The organism is Streptomyces sp. 2A115, from assembly GCF_052245575.1.
Lineage (GTDB): Bacteria > Actinomycetota > Actinomycetes > Streptomycetales > Streptomycetaceae > Streptomyces.
Window position 1 is genome coordinate 49509 of sequence record NZ_JBQQCG010000069.1, and the last position, 16211, is coordinate 65719.

The 16211-nt window shown below is 70.1% G+C and carries 21 protein-coding genes and 3 pseudogenes; 10 read left to right on the top strand and 14 right to left on the bottom strand.

Annotated features, from left to right (window positions below; translation table 11 throughout):
• Position 1: 1 nt before the first annotated feature.
• The 4 genes and pseudogenes from htpX (at position 2) to ACTWQR_RS40955 (ending at position 1984) form a co-directional block, all read left to right on the top strand.
• Positions 2–903, top strand: a pseudogene (gene htpX, locus ACTWQR_RS40940) (zinc metalloprotease HtpX).
• Between the two features lie 80 nt (positions 904–983).
• Positions 984–1253: pseudogene (pspAB, locus tag ACTWQR_RS40945) on the top strand (PspA-associated protein PspAB); the annotation flags it as partial.
• 202 nt (positions 1254–1455) lie between these two features.
• Entirely contained in the window at positions 1456–1725 is a 270-nt protein-coding gene (locus ACTWQR_RS40950) for an SHOCT domain-containing protein (protein ID WP_443232332.1), read from the top strand.
• Between the two features lie 46 nt (positions 1726–1771).
• Positions 1772–1984 carry a DUF2933 domain-containing protein gene (locus ACTWQR_RS40955; RefSeq protein ID WP_443232333.1) on the top strand — a complete coding sequence of 71 codons (213 nt, stop codon included), beginning with the start codon at positions 1772–1774 and terminating at the stop codon, positions 1982–1984.
• Positions 1985–2202: 218 nt separating this feature from the next.
• Here ACTWQR_RS40955 and ACTWQR_RS40960 read toward each other — a convergent pair whose 3' ends face one another.
• Entirely contained in the window at positions 2203–2859 is a 657-nt protein-coding gene (locus ACTWQR_RS40960) for a potassium channel family protein (protein ID WP_443232334.1), read from the bottom strand.
• Positions 2856–3119 (bottom strand): annotated as a pseudogene (locus ACTWQR_RS40965) (TrkA family potassium uptake protein); the annotation flags it as partial. The gene ACTWQR_RS40960 and the pseudogene ACTWQR_RS40965, both read right to left, overlap by 4 nt.
• Before the next feature lie 38 nt (positions 3120–3157).
• Between ACTWQR_RS40965 and ACTWQR_RS40970 the strand changes: the two are divergent.
• Complete coding sequence (locus tag ACTWQR_RS40970; protein ID WP_443232335.1) at positions 3158–3466, top strand: hypothetical protein; 309 nt, start codon at positions 3158–3160, stop codon at positions 3464–3466.
• A 236-nt stretch (positions 3467–3702) separates the two neighbouring features.
• On the opposite strand, the gene ACTWQR_RS40975 is transcribed toward ACTWQR_RS40970, so the two are convergent.
• The 7 genes from ACTWQR_RS40975 to ACTWQR_RS41005 all read right to left on the bottom strand — a co-directional run bounded on the left by ACTWQR_RS40975 (position 3703) and on the right by ACTWQR_RS41005 (position 9893).
• Positions 3703–4587, bottom strand: a complete 885-nt coding sequence (locus ACTWQR_RS40975; protein ID WP_443232336.1) for a cytochrome c biogenesis CcdA family protein — start codon at positions 4585–4587, stop codon at positions 3703–3705.
• Between the two features lie 6 nt (positions 4588–4593).
• The gene (locus ACTWQR_RS40980) at positions 4594–5166 is read right to left on the bottom strand and encodes a redoxin domain-containing protein (RefSeq protein ID WP_443232337.1); all 573 of its coding nucleotides are present in this window, start codon (positions 5164–5166) and stop codon (positions 4594–4596) included.
• Between the two features lie 92 nt (positions 5167–5258).
• On the bottom strand, positions 5259–5960 hold the full coding sequence (locus ACTWQR_RS40985) for a Crp/Fnr family transcriptional regulator (protein ID WP_443232338.1): 702 nt from the start codon (positions 5958–5960) through the stop codon (positions 5259–5261).
• Positions 5961–6136: 176 nt separating this feature from the next.
• Complete coding sequence (locus ACTWQR_RS40990) at positions 6137–6622, bottom strand: hypothetical protein (protein WP_443232339.1); 486 nt, start codon at positions 6620–6622, stop codon at positions 6137–6139.
• Between the two features lie 135 nt (positions 6623–6757).
• Positions 6758–7546 (bottom strand): class I SAM-dependent methyltransferase, encoded by a 789-nt coding sequence (locus ACTWQR_RS40995; protein ID WP_443232340.1) that lies wholly within the window; start codon positions 7544–7546, stop codon positions 6758–6760.
• On the bottom strand, positions 7543–9111 hold the full coding sequence (locus tag ACTWQR_RS41000; protein ID WP_443232341.1) for a radical SAM protein: 1569 nt from the start codon (positions 9109–9111) through the stop codon (positions 7543–7545). The genes ACTWQR_RS40995 and ACTWQR_RS41000 overlap by 4 nt, the downstream gene beginning before the upstream one ends.
• Positions 9112–9437: 326 nt before the next feature.
• Positions 9438–9893 carry a MauE/DoxX family redox-associated membrane protein gene (locus ACTWQR_RS41005; RefSeq protein ID WP_443232342.1) on the bottom strand — a complete coding sequence of 152 codons (456 nt, stop codon included), beginning with the start codon at positions 9891–9893 and terminating at the stop codon, positions 9438–9440.
• 140 nt (positions 9894–10033) lie between these two features.
• On the opposite strand from ACTWQR_RS41005, the gene ACTWQR_RS41010 reads away from it, so the two are divergent.
• Complete coding sequence (locus ACTWQR_RS41010; protein WP_443232343.1) at positions 10034–11074, top strand: DUF3179 domain-containing protein; 1041 nt, start codon at positions 10034–10036, stop codon at positions 11072–11074.
• A complete protein-coding gene (locus ACTWQR_RS41015) occupies positions 11071–11742 on the top strand; it encodes a hypothetical protein (RefSeq protein WP_443232344.1) in 672 nt (223 codons plus the stop codon). The genes ACTWQR_RS41010 and ACTWQR_RS41015 overlap by 4 nt, the downstream gene beginning before the upstream one ends.
• Here ACTWQR_RS41015 and ACTWQR_RS41020 read toward each other — a convergent pair.
• Positions 11685–12332 carry a peroxiredoxin-like family protein gene (locus tag ACTWQR_RS41020; RefSeq protein ID WP_443232345.1) on the bottom strand — a complete coding sequence of 216 codons (648 nt, stop codon included), beginning with the start codon at positions 12330–12332 and terminating at the stop codon, positions 11685–11687. The two genes, ACTWQR_RS41015 and ACTWQR_RS41020, sit on opposite strands and share 58 nt — an antisense overlap.
• Before the next feature lie 105 nt (positions 12333–12437).
• On the opposite strand from ACTWQR_RS41020, the gene ACTWQR_RS41025 reads away from it, so the two are divergent.
• The gene (locus ACTWQR_RS41025) at positions 12438–13037 is read left to right on the top strand and encodes a TetR/AcrR family transcriptional regulator (protein WP_443232346.1); all 600 of its coding nucleotides are present in this window, start codon (positions 12438–12440) and stop codon (positions 13035–13037) included.
• Positions 13038–13050: 13 nt separating this feature from the next.
• Here the strand turns inward: ACTWQR_RS41025 and ACTWQR_RS41030 are convergent, their stop codons facing one another.
• The 3 genes from ACTWQR_RS41030 to ACTWQR_RS41040 all read right to left on the bottom strand — a co-directional run bounded on the left by ACTWQR_RS41030 (position 13051) and on the right by ACTWQR_RS41040 (position 14410).
• Positions 13051–13623, bottom strand: a complete 573-nt coding sequence (locus ACTWQR_RS41030) for an SRPBCC family protein (RefSeq protein WP_443232347.1) — start codon at positions 13621–13623, stop codon at positions 13051–13053.
• The gene (locus ACTWQR_RS41035) at positions 13620–13922 is read right to left on the bottom strand and encodes a DUF427 domain-containing protein (protein WP_443232348.1); all 303 of its coding nucleotides are present in this window, start codon (positions 13920–13922) and stop codon (positions 13620–13622) included. Before ACTWQR_RS41035 ends, ACTWQR_RS41030 begins: the two co-directional genes overlap by 4 nt.
• Positions 13923–13993: 71 nt before the next feature.
• The gene (locus ACTWQR_RS41040) at positions 13994–14410 is read right to left on the bottom strand and encodes a heavy metal-responsive transcriptional regulator (RefSeq protein WP_443232349.1); all 417 of its coding nucleotides are present in this window, start codon (positions 14408–14410) and stop codon (positions 13994–13996) included.
• 74 nt (positions 14411–14484) lie between these two features.
• Here ACTWQR_RS41040 and ACTWQR_RS41045 point away from each other — a divergent pair, with 74 nt between their 5' ends.
• Entirely contained in the window at positions 14485–14844 is a 360-nt protein-coding gene (locus ACTWQR_RS41045; RefSeq protein WP_443232350.1) for a hypothetical protein, read from the top strand.
• A gap of 129 nt (positions 14845–14973) precedes the next feature.
• Complete coding sequence (locus ACTWQR_RS41050; RefSeq protein WP_443232351.1) at positions 14974–15144, top strand: hypothetical protein; 171 nt, start codon at positions 14974–14976, stop codon at positions 15142–15144.
• A gap of 115 nt (positions 15145–15259) precedes the next feature.
• On the opposite strand, the gene ACTWQR_RS41055 is transcribed toward ACTWQR_RS41050, so the two are convergent.
• Entirely contained in the window at positions 15260–15937 is a 678-nt protein-coding gene (locus ACTWQR_RS41055) for a CDP-alcohol phosphatidyltransferase family protein (protein ID WP_443232352.1), read from the bottom strand.
• Positions 15938–16211: the final 274 nt, after the last annotated feature.

A 16211-nucleotide genomic window follows, 5' to 3' on the forward strand; every position in this document is an offset into this window, starting at 1 on the left:
GATGCGCAGCCGCTTCGAGCCCGACCGGCAGCTCACCGCCCGGATGCTGGTCACGATGTTCCTGCTCGGGCTGCTGTACGTGGCGTTCGTCGCCGCGCTGATCGTGCTGCTGAAGTCTGTCGTCCTGGTCGTCGTCATCGCCGCCGGGCTGCTGGCCGCGCAGTACTGGTACTCCGACCGGATCGCCCTGTACGCCATGCACGGCCGCCTCGTCACCCGGGAGGAAGCACCCCAGCTGCACGGCGTCATCGACCGGCTGTGCGCCGCCGCGGACATGCCGAAGCCACGGGTGGCCGTCTCCCGGATGGACCTGCCCAACGCGTTCGCCACCGGCCGCAACGCCGACCACGCCGTCGTCTGCGTGACCACCGGGCTGCAGCGCCGCCTGGAACCCGCCGAGCTCGAAGGCGTCCTCGCCCACGAGCTGTCCCATGTCGCGCACCGCGACGTCGCAGTGATCACCATCGCCTCGTTCCTGGGCGTGATCGCGGGCCTCATCGTCCGTTTCGCCTTCTACTCCCAGCTGTTCGGGGGACGCAGTCGCGATCAGAACACCGCAGCGGTGCTCGCACTGGTCATGGGGTCTCCGTCCTGGTCTACGCGATCAGCTTCCTGCTGATCCGGGCGCTGTCCCGCTATCGCAAACTGGCAGCCGACCGCGCCGGAGCCATGCTCACCGCGCGGCCCTCCGCGCTGGCCTCGGCATTGACCAAGGTCACCGGCGACATCGCCCGTATCCCGACCCGGGACCTGCGCACCACCCAGGCTTTCAACGCGTTCTTCTTCACGCCCGCCCTCGGGCCCGGCACCACGGTGGCCCGTCTGTTCTCCACCCACCCCAGTCTGGAGCGGCGTCTGGAGGCGCTCGCGGAGATCTCCGCAGAGCTGGGTGAGACGTCATGACCGCCACCACTGCCATACCGGCCACACCCGACCGGCATGCGGTCTCTGAACCGGGAACGTGAGAAAGGAGCTGAACCGCTGTGGGTTTCCTCGATGCCCTGTTGGGGCGGAGCAGGCCGGTCAAGCCCGACCTCGACCAGCTCTTCGGCCTGCCCTCTGCGGCGATCACTCTCCAGGCGGCCATCGGTTTCACCCCGACCGGAGCGGGCTCGGTCTGCTTCGCCAGCATCGAAGGGGGCGCATTCGCCCAAGTCCAGCAGGACGTACGGGCCCTGATGGGCGCCGACTCCGAACGGGGCGGTATGCCCGTGGAGTTCAGCCGCGACAACTACGGCTACTCATGGCTGCTGCGCGCCCCCTTCCAGCTCGCTCCTTCAAGGCTCCGCCCGGTTACTCCTACCTGGCAGGGGCTGAACGGCCCACCCGGTCGGGACCATCCGGCCTCAGAGCGCGCTCTCCGGAAGAGGCACGATGTGTATGAGGACACAGGCTCCTTCAGGGTGCCGGACCTCCGGTCCCGCACCCGGTGGCCGAACGATCCGAAGCAGGTGAATGGCGATGTTCTGGTACGGGCACGACGTCAGTGGATGGGGCTGGTTCGCGATGTCCGCCAGCATGATCCTTTTCTGGGCACTGATCATCACTGCGGCTGTCGTGCTGTTCCGCGCCGTCAACCGCCCCCATGAGCACACCCACGCCCCCGCCGTGCCGCATACACCCGAGCAGGTCCTCGGGGAGCGGTTCGCCCGCGGGGAGATCGACGAAGAGGAGTACCGGCGCCGACTGAACGTCCTGCATGCCGGCCCTCTCACCAAACCCTGAAAGCGGGCGGCACCGGCAGCCTCTGCTCACCTGGAGGAGGCTCGCGATGGACAAGCGCAACTACGGCATGTACGCGATCGTCGTCGTCGGAGCCCTGATGGTCGGTGGCTCGCTGGAGAGCCTTGTCCGGCTCGCGCTCGTGGTCGCCTGCCCGTTGATGATGTTCTTCATGATGCGCGGCATGCACGGTCAGGACATGCACGGCGGTCACAGTCGCGACGACCGGGACGACGACCCGCTGCAGAGGAGAACGCCATGAGCGTCGCCGTAGCCATCGGGATCGGCGTACTGAGGAGGCTTCGCATCTCTGCGACCAGGCAATCTGCCGGCCGATGCCCGCTGAACGACACGCTGAACCCGAAGATGCCGCGCGGCGCCCGCGCACGGACGCCGTGGGTTCCGGGAGTGGGCCCTTTCGTCCAGGCGGTCTGCACGTCTCCCTGACCACCTGGCCACACTCGGCTGAGAGGACGACCGTCACTGGAATGCGGTGTGGATCTCCTGTTCGGTGGCGGCGTGGGAGACGACGAGGAGTTCGTCACCGGCCTGCAGCCGCATCTCTGGGGCGGGGACAGTGGGTTGGCCGCCGCGGATGACGGTCGCGATGACGGTGCCTGCGGGAAGGGGGATCTCGGCGAGCGTGCACCCCGCGGCGCGGGACTGCGGCGTGATGGCGGTTTCGATGACGTCGACGCCCGCCTTGCTCAGGCGCAGCAGGGCGACGGTGTCGGTGGCGCCGGTGGCTTCCTCGATGAGGGAGATCAGGGGGGTGGCGGCGGGGACCGCGGTGTCGACTCCCCAGTTCTGGTCGAAGAGCCAGGCGTTTTCCGCTTCGTTGACGCGTGCCGCGACGCGGGCGACGGTGAACTGCCGCTTGGCGAGGAGGCTGATGACGAGGTTGTCCTCGTCGTTTCCGGTGGCGGCGATGACCAGGTCTGCGGTGAGTGCACCGGCGTGCTCGAGGAAGGTGGGTTCGCAGGCGTCGCCGGCCAGGAGGCGTACGGGGAGATGGCCTTCGAGTTCGGCGATGCGGTCCTCGTCGACATCGACGAGGGTCACGTCGTTGCGGGCGGCAGCGAGCACCCGGGCGATCTGGGTGCCCAGGCGTCCCGCGCCGGCGATGAGAGCCTTCATGTCCCCAGCTCCTTGTCCAGGAAGCCGCGCAGTCTGCCGAGCGCGGTGGCGGCGACGGCGAAGGTGACCAGGTCGCCGGGCTCGGCCGGGGTGCTGTGCGCGGGTACGAGCGAGCGGCCCGCGCGGGTGACCTCCACGACGCGGATCTCACCGTCGACGTCGAATTCGGTCAGGCGCCGCCCGGTGAGGTAGTCGGGCAGCAGCGAGCGGAGCAGCAGGGTCTCACCGTTGCCGAAGGTGAGTTCGGGTGTGAGGTGGCGGACTTGCATGGGCGATCGTGAGGAAGAGGGGGTGGCTTGTGGACGGCAAACCGCTGTATCACTGCATCGCTCTGGCGATCTCCAGTGTGTTCCTGCTGCCGCTGGCGATTGCGGTCCTGCGCGGATGGGTCCCGCCGTGGATGCGCAAGCACACGGGCGGCCTGCGACCGCGCGCCTACGGATTGCTGTGCCTGTATACGGGCACGCTGGCCAACGGAGTGCCTCGGCTGGCGAATGCCTCGTACGAGGCGGTCATGGTCGGCATGGCTTTCGGTATCGGGTGCTTCGCCTTTGCTGGCGGGTTGTTTGTCCTGGCCGGAGTCAAGGACACCCGAGCCCGGAGCTGAGCTGGCTTCGCTACTTCACTCTCGCTTGACGGACAGCGACAGAAGAGTAGATCAACGCCAGCGCATCGAACACCTGTTGCGCACCCATGACCAGCTGCCCGAGCCGGATGAGTAGCGTCAGGGGCGGGACGGTGACGACCCTGCCCTTGACATCCGTTCAGGTGGCGTTCTGGGGTGACCGCCGCAAGGCGGTGAAGGCCGGTACGCCCACGCGGCTCTTGTCGCGCCGTTCCGCCTTACGGAGCAGGTGCGTTGCCGGGGTCGGCGGGGGCTTGGCGGGGAGTGCCGGGACGCCGGCGGCGCAAGACTACGCCCCCGGTCAGCAGCGCGGCGAGGAGGGCGGCGATGACTCCGGGGCCGATGGTGTCCAGAGCGTCGGCGAGGGCGCGCTGGATCGTGCCGGCGGTGTCAATGACCGGGTCCTGGGTGGCCGGGTTGTTCTGGACGCGGATCTCGTACCAGCCGTAGTGGGCGACGTAGGCGCCGACGAGGAGGATCAAGGCGCCGCCGGTGCGGGAGGCGAGCGAGCCGAGGCGGCGCAGGCCGGTGACGCGGGCGGTGCGGGTGATGGCGACGGACAGGGCGGCGGCGCCGACGATCAGGCCCATGCCGGCCGCGTACGTGGTGAACAGGGTGATGCCGTCGAGGGTGGATCCGCTGCGGAATGCGGAGACGACGATGGCGAGGAAGGGGGCGATGGTGCAGCCGAGGGAGGCGATGGCGTAGGCGGCGCCGAACAGGACCATCGACGCGGCGGAGCGGGTGACGGTGGGAGCGCGGCGGAGTTTGGGCAGCAGGGCGGGCAGGTCGCGTCCGGTCAGCAGCCAGGCGCCGGCTCCGGCGAGCAGGAGGCCGAAGGCGATGGTAAACCAGGGCAGGTGTTGTTGGACCTGGCTCGCGGCGGGGGCGATGGCGAGTCCGAACAGGGCGAACACGGTGGCGAATCCGGCGGTCATGGCCACGGTGGCGGCGAGCGCGCGGCGGATGGCGGCCGTGCGGGTGGGGGAGTCGTCGCCCAGGACGAGCAAGGAGAGGTAGGCGGGCAGGAGGGCGAAGCCGCAGGGGTTGACGGCGGCGAGCATGCCCGCGGTCAGGGCGAGGGCCAGCGGCAGGTCGGACATGGCGGTTCAGCCGACGAGCGGGCTGACTTTGCCGGCGAGGCCCTTGCCGGCCGGGAGGCTGCCGGTGAAGACGGTCTTGCCGTCCTTGTCGAGGATCACGTAGACGCTCTGCTGGGTGATTTCGAACTTCTTCCAGATGTCTCCGGCCTCGTCGGAGAGGTTCAGGAAGGTGCCGACCCCGGTGTCGGTGACGAAGTCCTTCATTGGCTGCGCCTTGTCGAGGCCGGCCACCCCGATCACGTGCGCCTGGCCCTGGAACTGGTCGGCGACCTTGGCCGTTTCGGGGCCCTGGGCCTTGCAGGTGGGGCACCACGGTGCCCAGAACCACAGCACGGTGGGCTTGCCCGCCAGCGTGGCCGCGTCGAACGGCTTGCCGTCCACGGTCGTGCCGGTGAACCGCAGCGCCTTGGGGACCGCCGCGGTGCCTGCCCCTGCCTGCGCCGGCGCGGAGGGGCCGGAGGCTGTAGGGCTGGACTTCTCCGCGGCACTGCCGGAGGAGGCGGTCTTCTCCGCGCCGCAGCCGGCGAGGGTGAGCGCGGTGGCGGCCAGCAGGCCGGGGAGGATCAGGCGGGCACGCATGACGGGACGGCTCCTGGTGGTCGGGGTCGGCTGAACTGTAGGCCGGGCGCCGGACGGTTTGGACTGGGGTGGGTGCTTACGGTTCGGTGACGTCAGCCCGCGTGGTCGGTGAGCCGCTCGGGGTCGAGGACGGTGATGCGGCCCCGGGCCAGGCGGATCAGGTGCTGGTCGGCGAAGTCGCGCAGCACTTTGGTGCACGTTTCGCGGGAGGTGCCGGCCAGGGCGGCGATCTGCTGGTGGGTGAGCGCGATCTGCGGGCTGCGGGCCCCGAGCACCCGGGGGCGGGTCTCGGCGGCGAGGGTCAGCAGGGTGGTGGCGATGCGCTGCGGCACGGACTTGAAGACGCTGTCGGACAGGCGCTGTTCGAGGTCGGTCAGGCGCCGGCCGAGGATCTCGGTGATGCGGGCGGCGATCCGGGCGTCGGCCAGCAGGAAGCGGTGGACGTCGGCGCGGCTCATCACGCAGACGGTGACGTCGTCGAGGGCCTCGGCGAAATTGTCGTACATCCGCTGCCCGAGCAGCACCATCTCGCCGAAGATGGTGCCCGGGCTGATGATCGCGCAGGTCAGGGCGCGGCCGTCGGCGGAGACCCGGAAGATCCGCACCCGGCCCTTCTTGAGGATGAACAGCACCTCGGAGGGCTGGGAGGGCGAATACAGCAGTTCTCCGGCGCTGTAGGTCTTCATCGGGGCCGCGGCGGCGATGGCGTCCATTTCCGTGTCGTCCAGGTCGCGGAAGATGTCGACCTCGGAGATGTACCAGGTCTTGTCGGCGTTGTCACCGGTGTGGTTCATGTGGTGTGGTTCCTCGCGTCGTCCCGGTGCCCACGGCGGGGGTGCGGCGCCCCACGCCGGGCTGGCCAGCGCGCCCGCGCTGTGGGCCAGACAGTAGTCGTCCGGGGCACCCAGGAAAGGCTCGGTACCCCGGAGCGGTGCGCCGGGATCAGGTGTTGACGCTGGTGGTGTCGGCGTCATCCGGTGGTCCGGTCGGTGCGGTTGCCCGCCGCCCGGGCGACGAGCGAGAAGGTGAGGCCGGCCAGGAGGCCGAAGACGAGGTGGCCGCCGAGACTGGAGGAGGTGACGTCGTTCCATTCGAAGACGGGCATGCCCAGGTTGGCGGGCATGATCCACAGAGCGCCGACAGTCCACCACACCGCGCCGTAGGCCAGGCCGAGGACCACGGCGGGCACGAGGCGCTGGGCGAACTCGCCGAGCAGCACGCCGAAGCCGATGCCGGCGAAGAGCGCGATGGACAGGTGGATCAGCCAGCCGACGACGGCGTTGGTCGAGCCGAGGAGCCCTGCGACCATGGTGATCATCGCGGTGTCCATCATCGGCCGCGACACCGACATCCAGATGCCGAAACCGACGCCGCCGACCAGACCGGCCGCGGCACCCCACACCGCATGCACCGGAATGACGGCCGTGCTCGGGGAAACGCGCAGGGTCGTGGTCATGATGATCGTCCTCCTGGTGCGGTGACTTTCCGACTTTCTGTTCTCGTCCTTTCTGTTCTCGTCACCGACGCTAGGACGTGGGGCCTGTACAGGTATGTGAGGGCGCTTACGTACCCGGCGGTAGAGGTCCGGCTTTCAGGGGGACTTCGAGGCGGTCAGCAGGGCGTAGCCGAGCGTGCCGTCCGCGACGGCGGCGCGGGCCGCGGCGAGGACGGCCGGGGCGGCGGTCAGCTCCACGCCCGCTGCGGCGAGGCGGGCGGGGGCGGTGATGCGCAGCAGGTTCAGCCGCGCCTCGATCTGGTCGATCATGCGGAGCAGGGCCTGGTCGTGGCGCTCGGTGGTAAGGGTGCGCAGTCCGGCAGCGGCCAGGATGTCGGCGTACTCGGACAGGGGGCGGGCGTCGGCGACGCAGGCGATGCGGGCGCCGAGGCCGGTCAGCTCGGGCGGCAGCCGGTCGGGGACGGTGGTCACGTCGGTGATGCCGACCCGGCCGCCCGGGCGCAGGACACGGGCGAACTCGGCCGCGGCCTGGACCTTGTCGGGGAAGGTGCACAGCGCGCACTCGCACACCACCGCGTCGAACACCTCGTCCGGGTAGGGCAGGTGCTCCGCGTCGCCTGTGACGAACACGGCCCGTTCTGCCAGCCCGGCCGCCTGCGCCGTGCCTTGGGCGAGGGCGGTGTTGGCGGCCGAGTAGTCCACACCGTCCACCCGTACCCGGTAGGCGTCGGCGAGCAGGAGCGCGGTGGTGCCCCGGCCCGAGGCCACGTCCAGGACCCGGCTGGTCGCGGTCAGTTGGAGGCGGTCGGTGAGGCGGCGGGTCAGGGCGGTGCCGCCGGGGTGGTAGGAGTCGCCGAGCAGCAGAGCGACGACGTCCTTCGCGTAGGCGTCGGCGCAGCAGGCTTTGACCTCGTCGCTGTTCATGACTGCTTCCCCTCGGTCGCGGTACGGGCTGTCTTCGAGCCGTACGGTGTCGGGGTGAGCCGGTCCGCGAGCGGCAGCGCGTTCGGTACCACGTCCGCGACCGGCACGCCCGACATCTGGGCCCGGACCTGTTCGCGGTAGCCGACGGAGTTGTAGGCGCAGAACGGGATCAGCCGCCCGTCGGGGGTGATCTCCTCGACGCAGCACTTCATCAGCTGCTTGACGTTGAGGGTGTAGGGGTCCTGGAAGTCCTGCACCACGATCATGAACGCCTTGTCGCCCAGGTCCTTCACGGCCTGTGGGAGGTCGATGCCGCAGGCTTCCGCGCAGTCCAACGCCTCGGCGGTGGCCCGCAGTTGCTCTTCGGTGGTGGCAGTGCCCATGGACGCGGACGCCGACCAGAGCTTCTCCAGAGCCTCGCGGATCCCGGCGTCGGGCATGACGCGGTTGGTGACGTAGTCGAGGTAGTCCTCGACGTGGAGCAGCCGCGGGATCGGCACGACGGTGCGGTTGCCCGCTTCGCCGTCGACCAGGAGGTAGGTGATGGAGCGGCAGGTGGGGAAGCAGCAGGGTACAGGGAAGAAGTCGCCCTTCTGGAACCAGCCGGGCCGCTGCTCGTTGATGAGCCGGATCACGTCGGGGTTGGTGAGCCGGTTCAGCGGGTCGAAGGGGACGTGCCGGCCGGAGTGGGTGACCGGCTGGAAGGCCACCGAGCGTACGGCGGGGTGGTCGATGCCGTACTCGATGACGGCGCCCAACTCGTGCTCGTTCAGGCCGCGTTCGACGGCGGCGACGAGGGTGACCGTGAGCCCGGACTCGGCGCAGTTGTCCAGCGCCCGTTGTTTGAACGTGCGCAGGTCCCGTCCGCGGATCTCCAGGTGGGTGCGTTCGTCGAAGCCGTCGAACTGGAGGTAGATGTTCACGGACCTGCCGGGGACCCGGTTGCGCTTGCCGAGTGCGGCGACGAAGTTCTTGTCGGTGGCAAGGCGGATGCCGTTGGTGTTGAGGGTGACGTTCCTGATCGGCCGGGTCTGGGCCAGGTCGACGAAGTCCAGGATGTGCTTGTGGATGGTGGGCTCCCCGCCGGAGAACATCACCACCTCCGCCTCGCCCTCGGATTCCACGAACGTGTCGAGCATCCGCTCGCACTGCTCGTGGGTGATCGAGTAGCCGTCGCCGTGGTGGCCGGAGTCGGCGAAGCAGATCGGGCAGTCCAGGTTGCAGCCGGTGTTGACCTCGATGATGCCCAGGCAGGCGTGCTGCTTGTGTTCCGGGCACAGTCCGCAGTCGCTCGGGCAGCCGTCCTTGACCTCGGTCTGGAAGGCGAGCGGGATCGTGCCCGGTTTGTTGAATCGCGCCGACGACAGATACTCCTCGGCGTCCCCGTAGACCAGGGCCTCGAACTGCCCATGATCGCGGCAGTGTTTGCGCAGGTAGACCTTGTTCTCGCGGATGTTGACCTGGGCGTCGACGGGGGTTTTGCACAGGGGGCAGATGGACTTGGTGAACTCCACGAACACCTCGTCGCGGTCCATCTTGCGCCGGGGCGTGGGTGTTTGGGTCATCCGGGGCTCCTCCACTCACATGTCGACCGGGCTCCTGCGCCCGGCCCTGGCAGTACCGCGTCCTGCTGCGGCGTTCTGTGACTGGGCCACGGCCGGGCAGCGGTCCTCCGGCCGGGCACCATGGCGACGGCGGACCCGGCATCGCAGGACGTGGACGACTGCGCCGAGTACCACCGCTGCTCCCACGGTGATCAGCGCACGGGTTGCGCAGGGCCCCGCCGGCGGCGCTGATCGCCCCTCCGGCAAGAAGCAGTGGGCCCGCACAGCACAGCACGATGAGCAGTCCGGCGAGCCCGGCTGCCGCCATCTCGCCCAGAGCGGAGCGTTCACGGGATGCGGGCATCAGGAGTGGCCTCCTCTAGGTTGCCGGCCGAGGAGCCGGGAACCTTGAAGGCTCCGCGCAGCAGCAGCCCCGCATAGAACAGCATCAGCGCGTCCTGGACGAGGACGAACCAGCTCAGCCGCTGGGACAGGTAGCTGCCGAAGCAGCCGCAGTTGGCGACCGTGAGCCCGCGTGCGTACGCCTGCACGGCCAGCAGCGACCACACCATCGAGACGGCCGTGAACACCCACACCGGGACGAGCGCGTTCGATCGCGGGCGGGCCATGAACCAGATCCCACACACCAGCTCGCCCGCGATCAGTGCCACGGCCAGTGCGGTCGCGGCGGCGCCGGTCACCAGTCCGTACGCGGCGAGAATCCCGGACATGCGCCCGAAGGAGGCGAGCTGGCCGGCCGCCATCGCCGTATACACCGCACCCAGCACGATCCGCAGCACCATGCCCTCCACGCTAGGCGCGGACGGGAGCCGAGAACTGTAAGCGCGCTCACCGAACCGGCACCTCATACGCGAGACCATCGACAGTAAGGAACCGGGTTTCCTGCCGGTTTCCCGTATCCCGCGCGGTCGGGAGGTGCCAGGTGAACGGTCAGCAGCGTGCCAGGCCGGACCGGCGGCAGATCATCAAGGGCGCCGGCGTGATCGGGGCAGTCGTCGTCCTGCTGGTGGGCGGAGGCGCCATCGGCTGGCAGGTCGTCACGGACCGTCCGTCCGAGCCGGTGACAGCCGAACGGGCCGGGCAGGACCCGTCGCTGGAGGCGCTGGCCGGTGCGGCCGTCTCCGGCGGGCCGGGCAAGGACGGGATCCCCTCCGTCGACCGGCCACGGTTCGTGTCGGCTCGCGACGCCGGGTTCCTCGCGGACGACGATCCGGTGTTCGGCCTGAAATACCGGGGCGAGGTGCGGGCGTACCCGCAGTCGGTGCTGGTGTGGCACGAGATCGTCAACGACACCGTCGGCGGCGAACCCCTCGCCGTCACCTACTGCCCGCTGACCGGCACGGTCATCGGGTTCTCCGCCCCGCCCGGTATGCCGGAGCTGACGTTCGGCACCACCGGCCGGCTCGTCAACTCCAACCTGCTGATGTACGACCGGCAGACCGGCTCGGAGTGGCCGCAGCTGCTCGGCACCGCGATCAGCGGTCCCCTCAAGGGCAAGCGGCTGGACACGGTGCCTCTGGTGTGGACCACATGGAAGGAGTGGCGTACCGCGCATCCCGACACCGAGGTGCTGTCCACCGACACCGGCGCGCTGCGCAGCTACGGCAGCGACCCGTACGGCTCCTACGACTCGTATCCGGACCGCAGTGGCTACTACGCCGAGGGAGGCACCCTCTTCCCCGTACTGGCCACCAGCGACCGATTCCCCGACAAGGACGTGGTGATCGGCGTACGGGCCGGCGACAAGCGGCTGGCAATCCACAAGGACCTCGTCCGCACCACCGGAACCGTGCGCGCCGAGATCGCGGGCACACAGCTCGAAGCGCGCTGGGACGACGAGCTCGACACCGCCGGGGTCCTCCAGCGCGCCGGCGCCGGTGACCCGTGGGAGATCGCCGACCACCTCGACTCCATGTGGTTCGCCTGGTACGCGTTCTACCCGAACACCCAGGTCCGGCAATGAACCGGCTCCTGGTCGGCCTCGCCAGAGCCGGAGACGCCTGGGACGCCACGGTCACCGCCGCCGTGGCCGTCCCTCGCCGGGTGCGCGCCGCCCTCGCCGTACGCCGCCACCGGCGGACCGGAGTGATCGCCGCTGCCGTCGTTCTGGTGGCGTACCAGTTCTCCATCGGCGATCTCAAGGTGTCGGCCTCCGGCCGCTTCACCGGCGCCCCGGTGTTCCAGACCGCTTGGGAGCAGCTGTTCCACGCCCGGGCGCCGTATCTGTTCGAGCCGGTGCTCGCGTGGCATCCGACGGAGCACCTGGCGGTGTTCCTCAGCCCGGTCAACCTGCTGCTCGGCTCGGTCGTCGCCGCCCTGGTGGGCTGCAACATCGCGGTCGCCGCCTTCGCGGCCCGGCAGGCGGCCTCCTGCCGACAGCCAGGACGCCGGACCGGATACGCGCGGCTGCTCGGCGTGCTCCCGGCGTTCCTGCTCGGCTTCGCCTGCTGCGTACCGACATTCCTGCTCGTCCTGGGCACCGGAACCGCCGCCGCACTCCTGCCGATGCTGATCCCCCTGCGGCCGGTGTTCTACCCGCTCACGCTCGTGCTGCTGACCGCCGCCCTGGTGGGTCAGTCCAGGGCGTCGAGGGCGTCGAGGATGTCGGCCGGTTCGGCGCGGACCTTGTAGTCGGTGGCGACGAAGGCCCAGCGGATGGTGCCGGCGCGGTCGATGACGTAGGTGGCGGGCAGCGGGAGGGTGCGCGGGTGGCCGGCGTTGACGCGCTGGAGGTCGAAGCCGAGCTTGTCGTAGACGGCGGCGAGGTCGTCGGGGAGGTCGAAGGCGAGACCGTACTGCTTGGCGGTGTCGGAGCCGACGTCGCTGAGCACGTCGAAGGCGAGCTGGTGCTTCTCGGTCAGGGACAGGGACTCGTCGGAGATCTGTGGGGAGACGGCCACCAGGCGGGCGCCGCGAGCGGTGATGGCCTCGTGATGCTGCTGGAGGGCGCGCAGGGCGATGTTGCAGTACGGGCACCAGGCGCCGCGGTAGAAGGTCAGCACGACCGGGCCCTCGGCCAGCAGGTCGTCCAGGGACAGGGTCTGCCCGGTCGCCGACGGGAGGGTGAAGCGGGGGGCCTGCGCGCCGACGGTCAGGGCGCGGTCGGCCTGGCCGGAGTCGGCCAGTTCCTGTCCCGCCCGGCGCATGATCTCCCGGATCTCGGCGGGGATCTGCTGCTGGCGGGCTTCGTAGAAGGCGCGCAGCTCGGCGTTGAGGGTCATAGGGATGGTCCTCCTGGGTCACGACTCAACTCGGAACGACCGTTCCAAGATAGCGGGAGCGGAAGTATCCTGGAACCCTCGTTTCGAGATGGCGGGGTAAGAGGTATGCCGGACATTAAGCACTTCGACCCGGACACGGCCCTGGAGACGGTGGTGCGGCTGTTCTGGCGGCAAGGCGTCGCCTCGACCGGCATCCAGGACGTCGTCACCGCGACCGGGCTCAACCGCTCCAGCCTGTACGCCACGTTCGGCGGCAAGCAGGAGCTGTACCGCGCCGCGCTGCGCCGCTACGTAGAAATGCGGTCCGAGCCGGCGTTCCGGCGCCTCGCCGAGGACGAGCGGGGACTGCCGGCCATCGCCGAGTTCTTCGCCGGCCTGATCGAGGCGCGCTGCTCGGGCGAGTACGCCCGCTGGGGCTGCATGGTCTCCAACGCGCATGCCGGGGCGGAGAGCGGTGATCCCGAGGTGCGCGCCGTCCTGGACCGGCATCACCAGGAGCTGCGGGACGCGATGCGCGCGGCGCTCGGCACCGCCCGTGCCCAGGGGCAGCTCTCCGCCGGCTGCGACCCCGGCGCCTGCGCCGACCTGTTGGCGCTGCTCGCCTACGGCGTCAACCTCCGCTCCCGCGCCGGAGCGGACGCACATGATCTGGGCAGGACGGTGACCGCCACCCTCGCCTCGCTCGCCGGCCCGATGGCACCCTGACGGCTCTCGCCCGTCAGCGCCCAGACCTGCGCTCCGCCTCCTCCTTGACCGAGGCGAGCGATCCGGCGACGGTCGCCTCCCAGCGGGCTGCCACCTTCCCACCCCACCAGGCTCCGGCCCGCCACAGGTCGGTGCCCAGCTCCCCTCCGTACAACAGGCGGGTGCCCGTGGGCAGTTCGGTCAGGGTGAACGACTCGACGACGTACGGGACCGGACCGCGCACGAGGCGGAAGCCGACGCGTTCGGGGCGGCTGAACCGTACCGTCTCGACTGTGACGGCCTTCCACCGCCCGCCGAGCGGCGTGAAGTGAGCGGCCAGCACCATGTCGCTGCCGCGCTCCAGCACCTGGACCTTCTCCCGCGTGGCCCGGGTGGTACGCCCCAGGTACGGCTGGGCGATCACGTCGAAGACCACGTCCCGGGGCGCCGCGATGTCCAGGATCTGCGGCCCGAGCGGCCTGACACGCCGGCCCACCCCCAGGTCGACCGGCAGCGCCCCGCTGACCAGCCCGGCGTATCCGCCGACAGCCACGGCCGCCCCGGCCGCCGTCCAGGCGGCCGTCCGGACCAGGCGGCGGCCGCTCACGACGTGCCCCCCGGCTCGCCCTCGATCCGTACGCCCTGCCAGAACGCGACGTGGTTCTTGATTCGGCGGGCGAGCGGGCTCGGGTGCGGGTAGTACCAGGCCGCGTGCCGGTTGGTCCGCCCGTCGACCGTGACGGTGTAGTAGCGGGCGAGCCCCTTCCAGAAGCACAGCGACCGGCCGCGGGTCTCGGTGAAGTACTCGCGGTGCAGTGCTTCGGGCGGGAAGTAGTGGTTGCCCTCGACGATCACGGTGCGCGGGGCTTCCGCGATCACGGTGCCGTTCCATACTGCGCGCAGCATTGCTGTGCTCCTCGTCATGCGCGGTGGAGGTTCCTCACCTCCGGAACGTTATGCCCGGGCGAAGGCGCGGTTCAGTAATGGCGCTCACTGTTCGTCCCGGCCAGGATGCGGCAGATTTCGGTGTCCCTGCACTCGGCCGGGTCGGTTGCGGCCGCCCGTTCGGCGAGTGCGCGCAACACCGTGCGGGTCTGGCGCAGTTCGGTCAGGCGCCGGTCGATATCGGCGAGGTGCTGGTCGATGAGCGCCGTGACGTGTGTGCAGGGGGAGGCTCCGGCGTCGCGCAGCGCCAGGACGGAGCGGATCTCGGCGAGGGTGAGCCCGGCGCCCTGGGCGTCACGGATGAACGCCAGCCGCTGGGTGGTCCGCTCCGGGTAGTCGCGGTAGCCGCCCGGGGTACGGGGTGGCTCCGGCAGCAGCCCGGTCTGCTCGTAGAAGCGGATGGTCTTCGTGGTCAGCCCGCTGGTGGCGGCGAGGTCGCCGATGAGCATGCCTCCAGGCTAGCCCTTGACCTTCCAGTGCGCTGGAAGGTCTACGGTCCCCACAAGAGCCAGGAGGTGTTGCCATGAACGCGAGGGACGCCGGCGTACGGATCACCGTGCTGGCGGTTCCGGACTGCCCGAACGCGCCGGTCGTACGCGAGCGGATCGCGGCCGCATCCGAAGTCCACGCCGTGGCGGTGGAGTTCGTCGAGGTGTCGGACGAGGCCACGGCCGCACGGTGGCACATGACGGGTTCGCCCACTCTTCTCCTCGACGGAGTCGACCCGTTCGCCGTCCCGGGCACCCGGCCCAGCCTGTCGTGCCGCCTCTACCGCCACGCCGACGGCACCACGGACGGTGCACCGAGCGTCGCGGACCTGCGCTGGATGCTGGCGGCGTCCCGCCCGGCCGGAGCACCCGGCGAAGAGCGTGAGGAGCGCTGAGGGGCGGACGCCGAGGTACTCCTCGGACGCGTCCTCTTCACAGCACTCTTCCTCACAGCGGCACTCGGCATCTGGGCCGACCTGGGCGCCCCGCTGCTGGTCGTCTTCCTGGTCCCCACCGCGGTACTGATGCACGGCTTCTGGAAGGAGACGGACGCCCAGGCCCGCCAGCTCGAAAAGGGTTCCTTACACAGGGACCTGGCCTTGGCCGGTGTCGCGCTGATGCTCCTCGTACTCATCGCCCACGTCGGCAGCGATCTGGGCCTGACGATCACCGGCCCGCTCTGCGGCATCGACTGAAGCCGCTGCCGCAGGCTTCCGTATCGAAGGCGACGACGTGCACCACGGTGCTCCGGTCCGCCGTCCCTGAATCGGTTGTGTGTCGCGCCTACGCACACCGACGGGGCCGGGGGCGTCACGTGCCGCCGGCTCGGCGGCGCAGGAGGTGGCGCAGGGCGACGAGGCCCTGCAGGGCGGCGGCCGGGCGCAGCAGCGTGGGGCGGGGCCGTTCGGGCATGGTGCCGCGACAGACAGCGACGGCGGTGACCGTGACGACCGGTACCGCCCACGCGGCGATCGCGGTAACCCGCAACGTGCGGCTCGGCTCGTGCCGCAGCACCAGCCAGGTCCAGAAGGCGGCATCGGCGAGGGAGTCGGCGTAGTCGCCGAACGGGGACACGGTCTCCTGGCGGCGGGCCAGGCGGCCGTCGGCCAGGTCCAGGCCGATCGCCACCACCCCCGACCAGCGGCACGACGCCAGGGCCGTGGCGGGGAGACTGCCACGGATCAGGGTGAGCGCATCGGCCGGTGCGAGCCGGTCGCGGCGCTCCAGCAGGCCCAGATGCAGGGCTGCGAGCAACCAGTTGGCCGCCACCCAGCCCCGTCCCGGATCGCGATCGCGGGCGAGGACGAACAACAGGCCGTGCAGGACGGTGAGCTGGGTCAGCGCCCGAGGGCGGCGGGCCGCCTGCCGCACCGACCTATCAGCGGCCAGACCCACGAAACGCGCCACGGCATACGGTCTCCAGCGGCCGTCTCTCAGCGTCCCCAGCAGGGCGTCGGTTGCCGCGCGGCTGTCGGTGAGGTCGGACACGGACACGTCGGTGGGCCTTTCTCCAGGCGCGGAGTGTGTTCGCTCACCCTAAGCCTCGATCCACCGAGTGACCTGCGTCCTGTGGATAAGGAATCAAGAAGAGGTGCCTGCTGACCTGCGATGATGGGAGTTCTGACGCTTCCAGCACGCACAATCAGCAAGGCACCTCGTAGATGAAAGTTTCCCATACTCCGGCGGCGGTCTCCGCTGCGTTCGACGACCCGAATCTGATCGCGCATGCCGGACTGGTCCCGGTGATGCGGCTGGCCGAGCG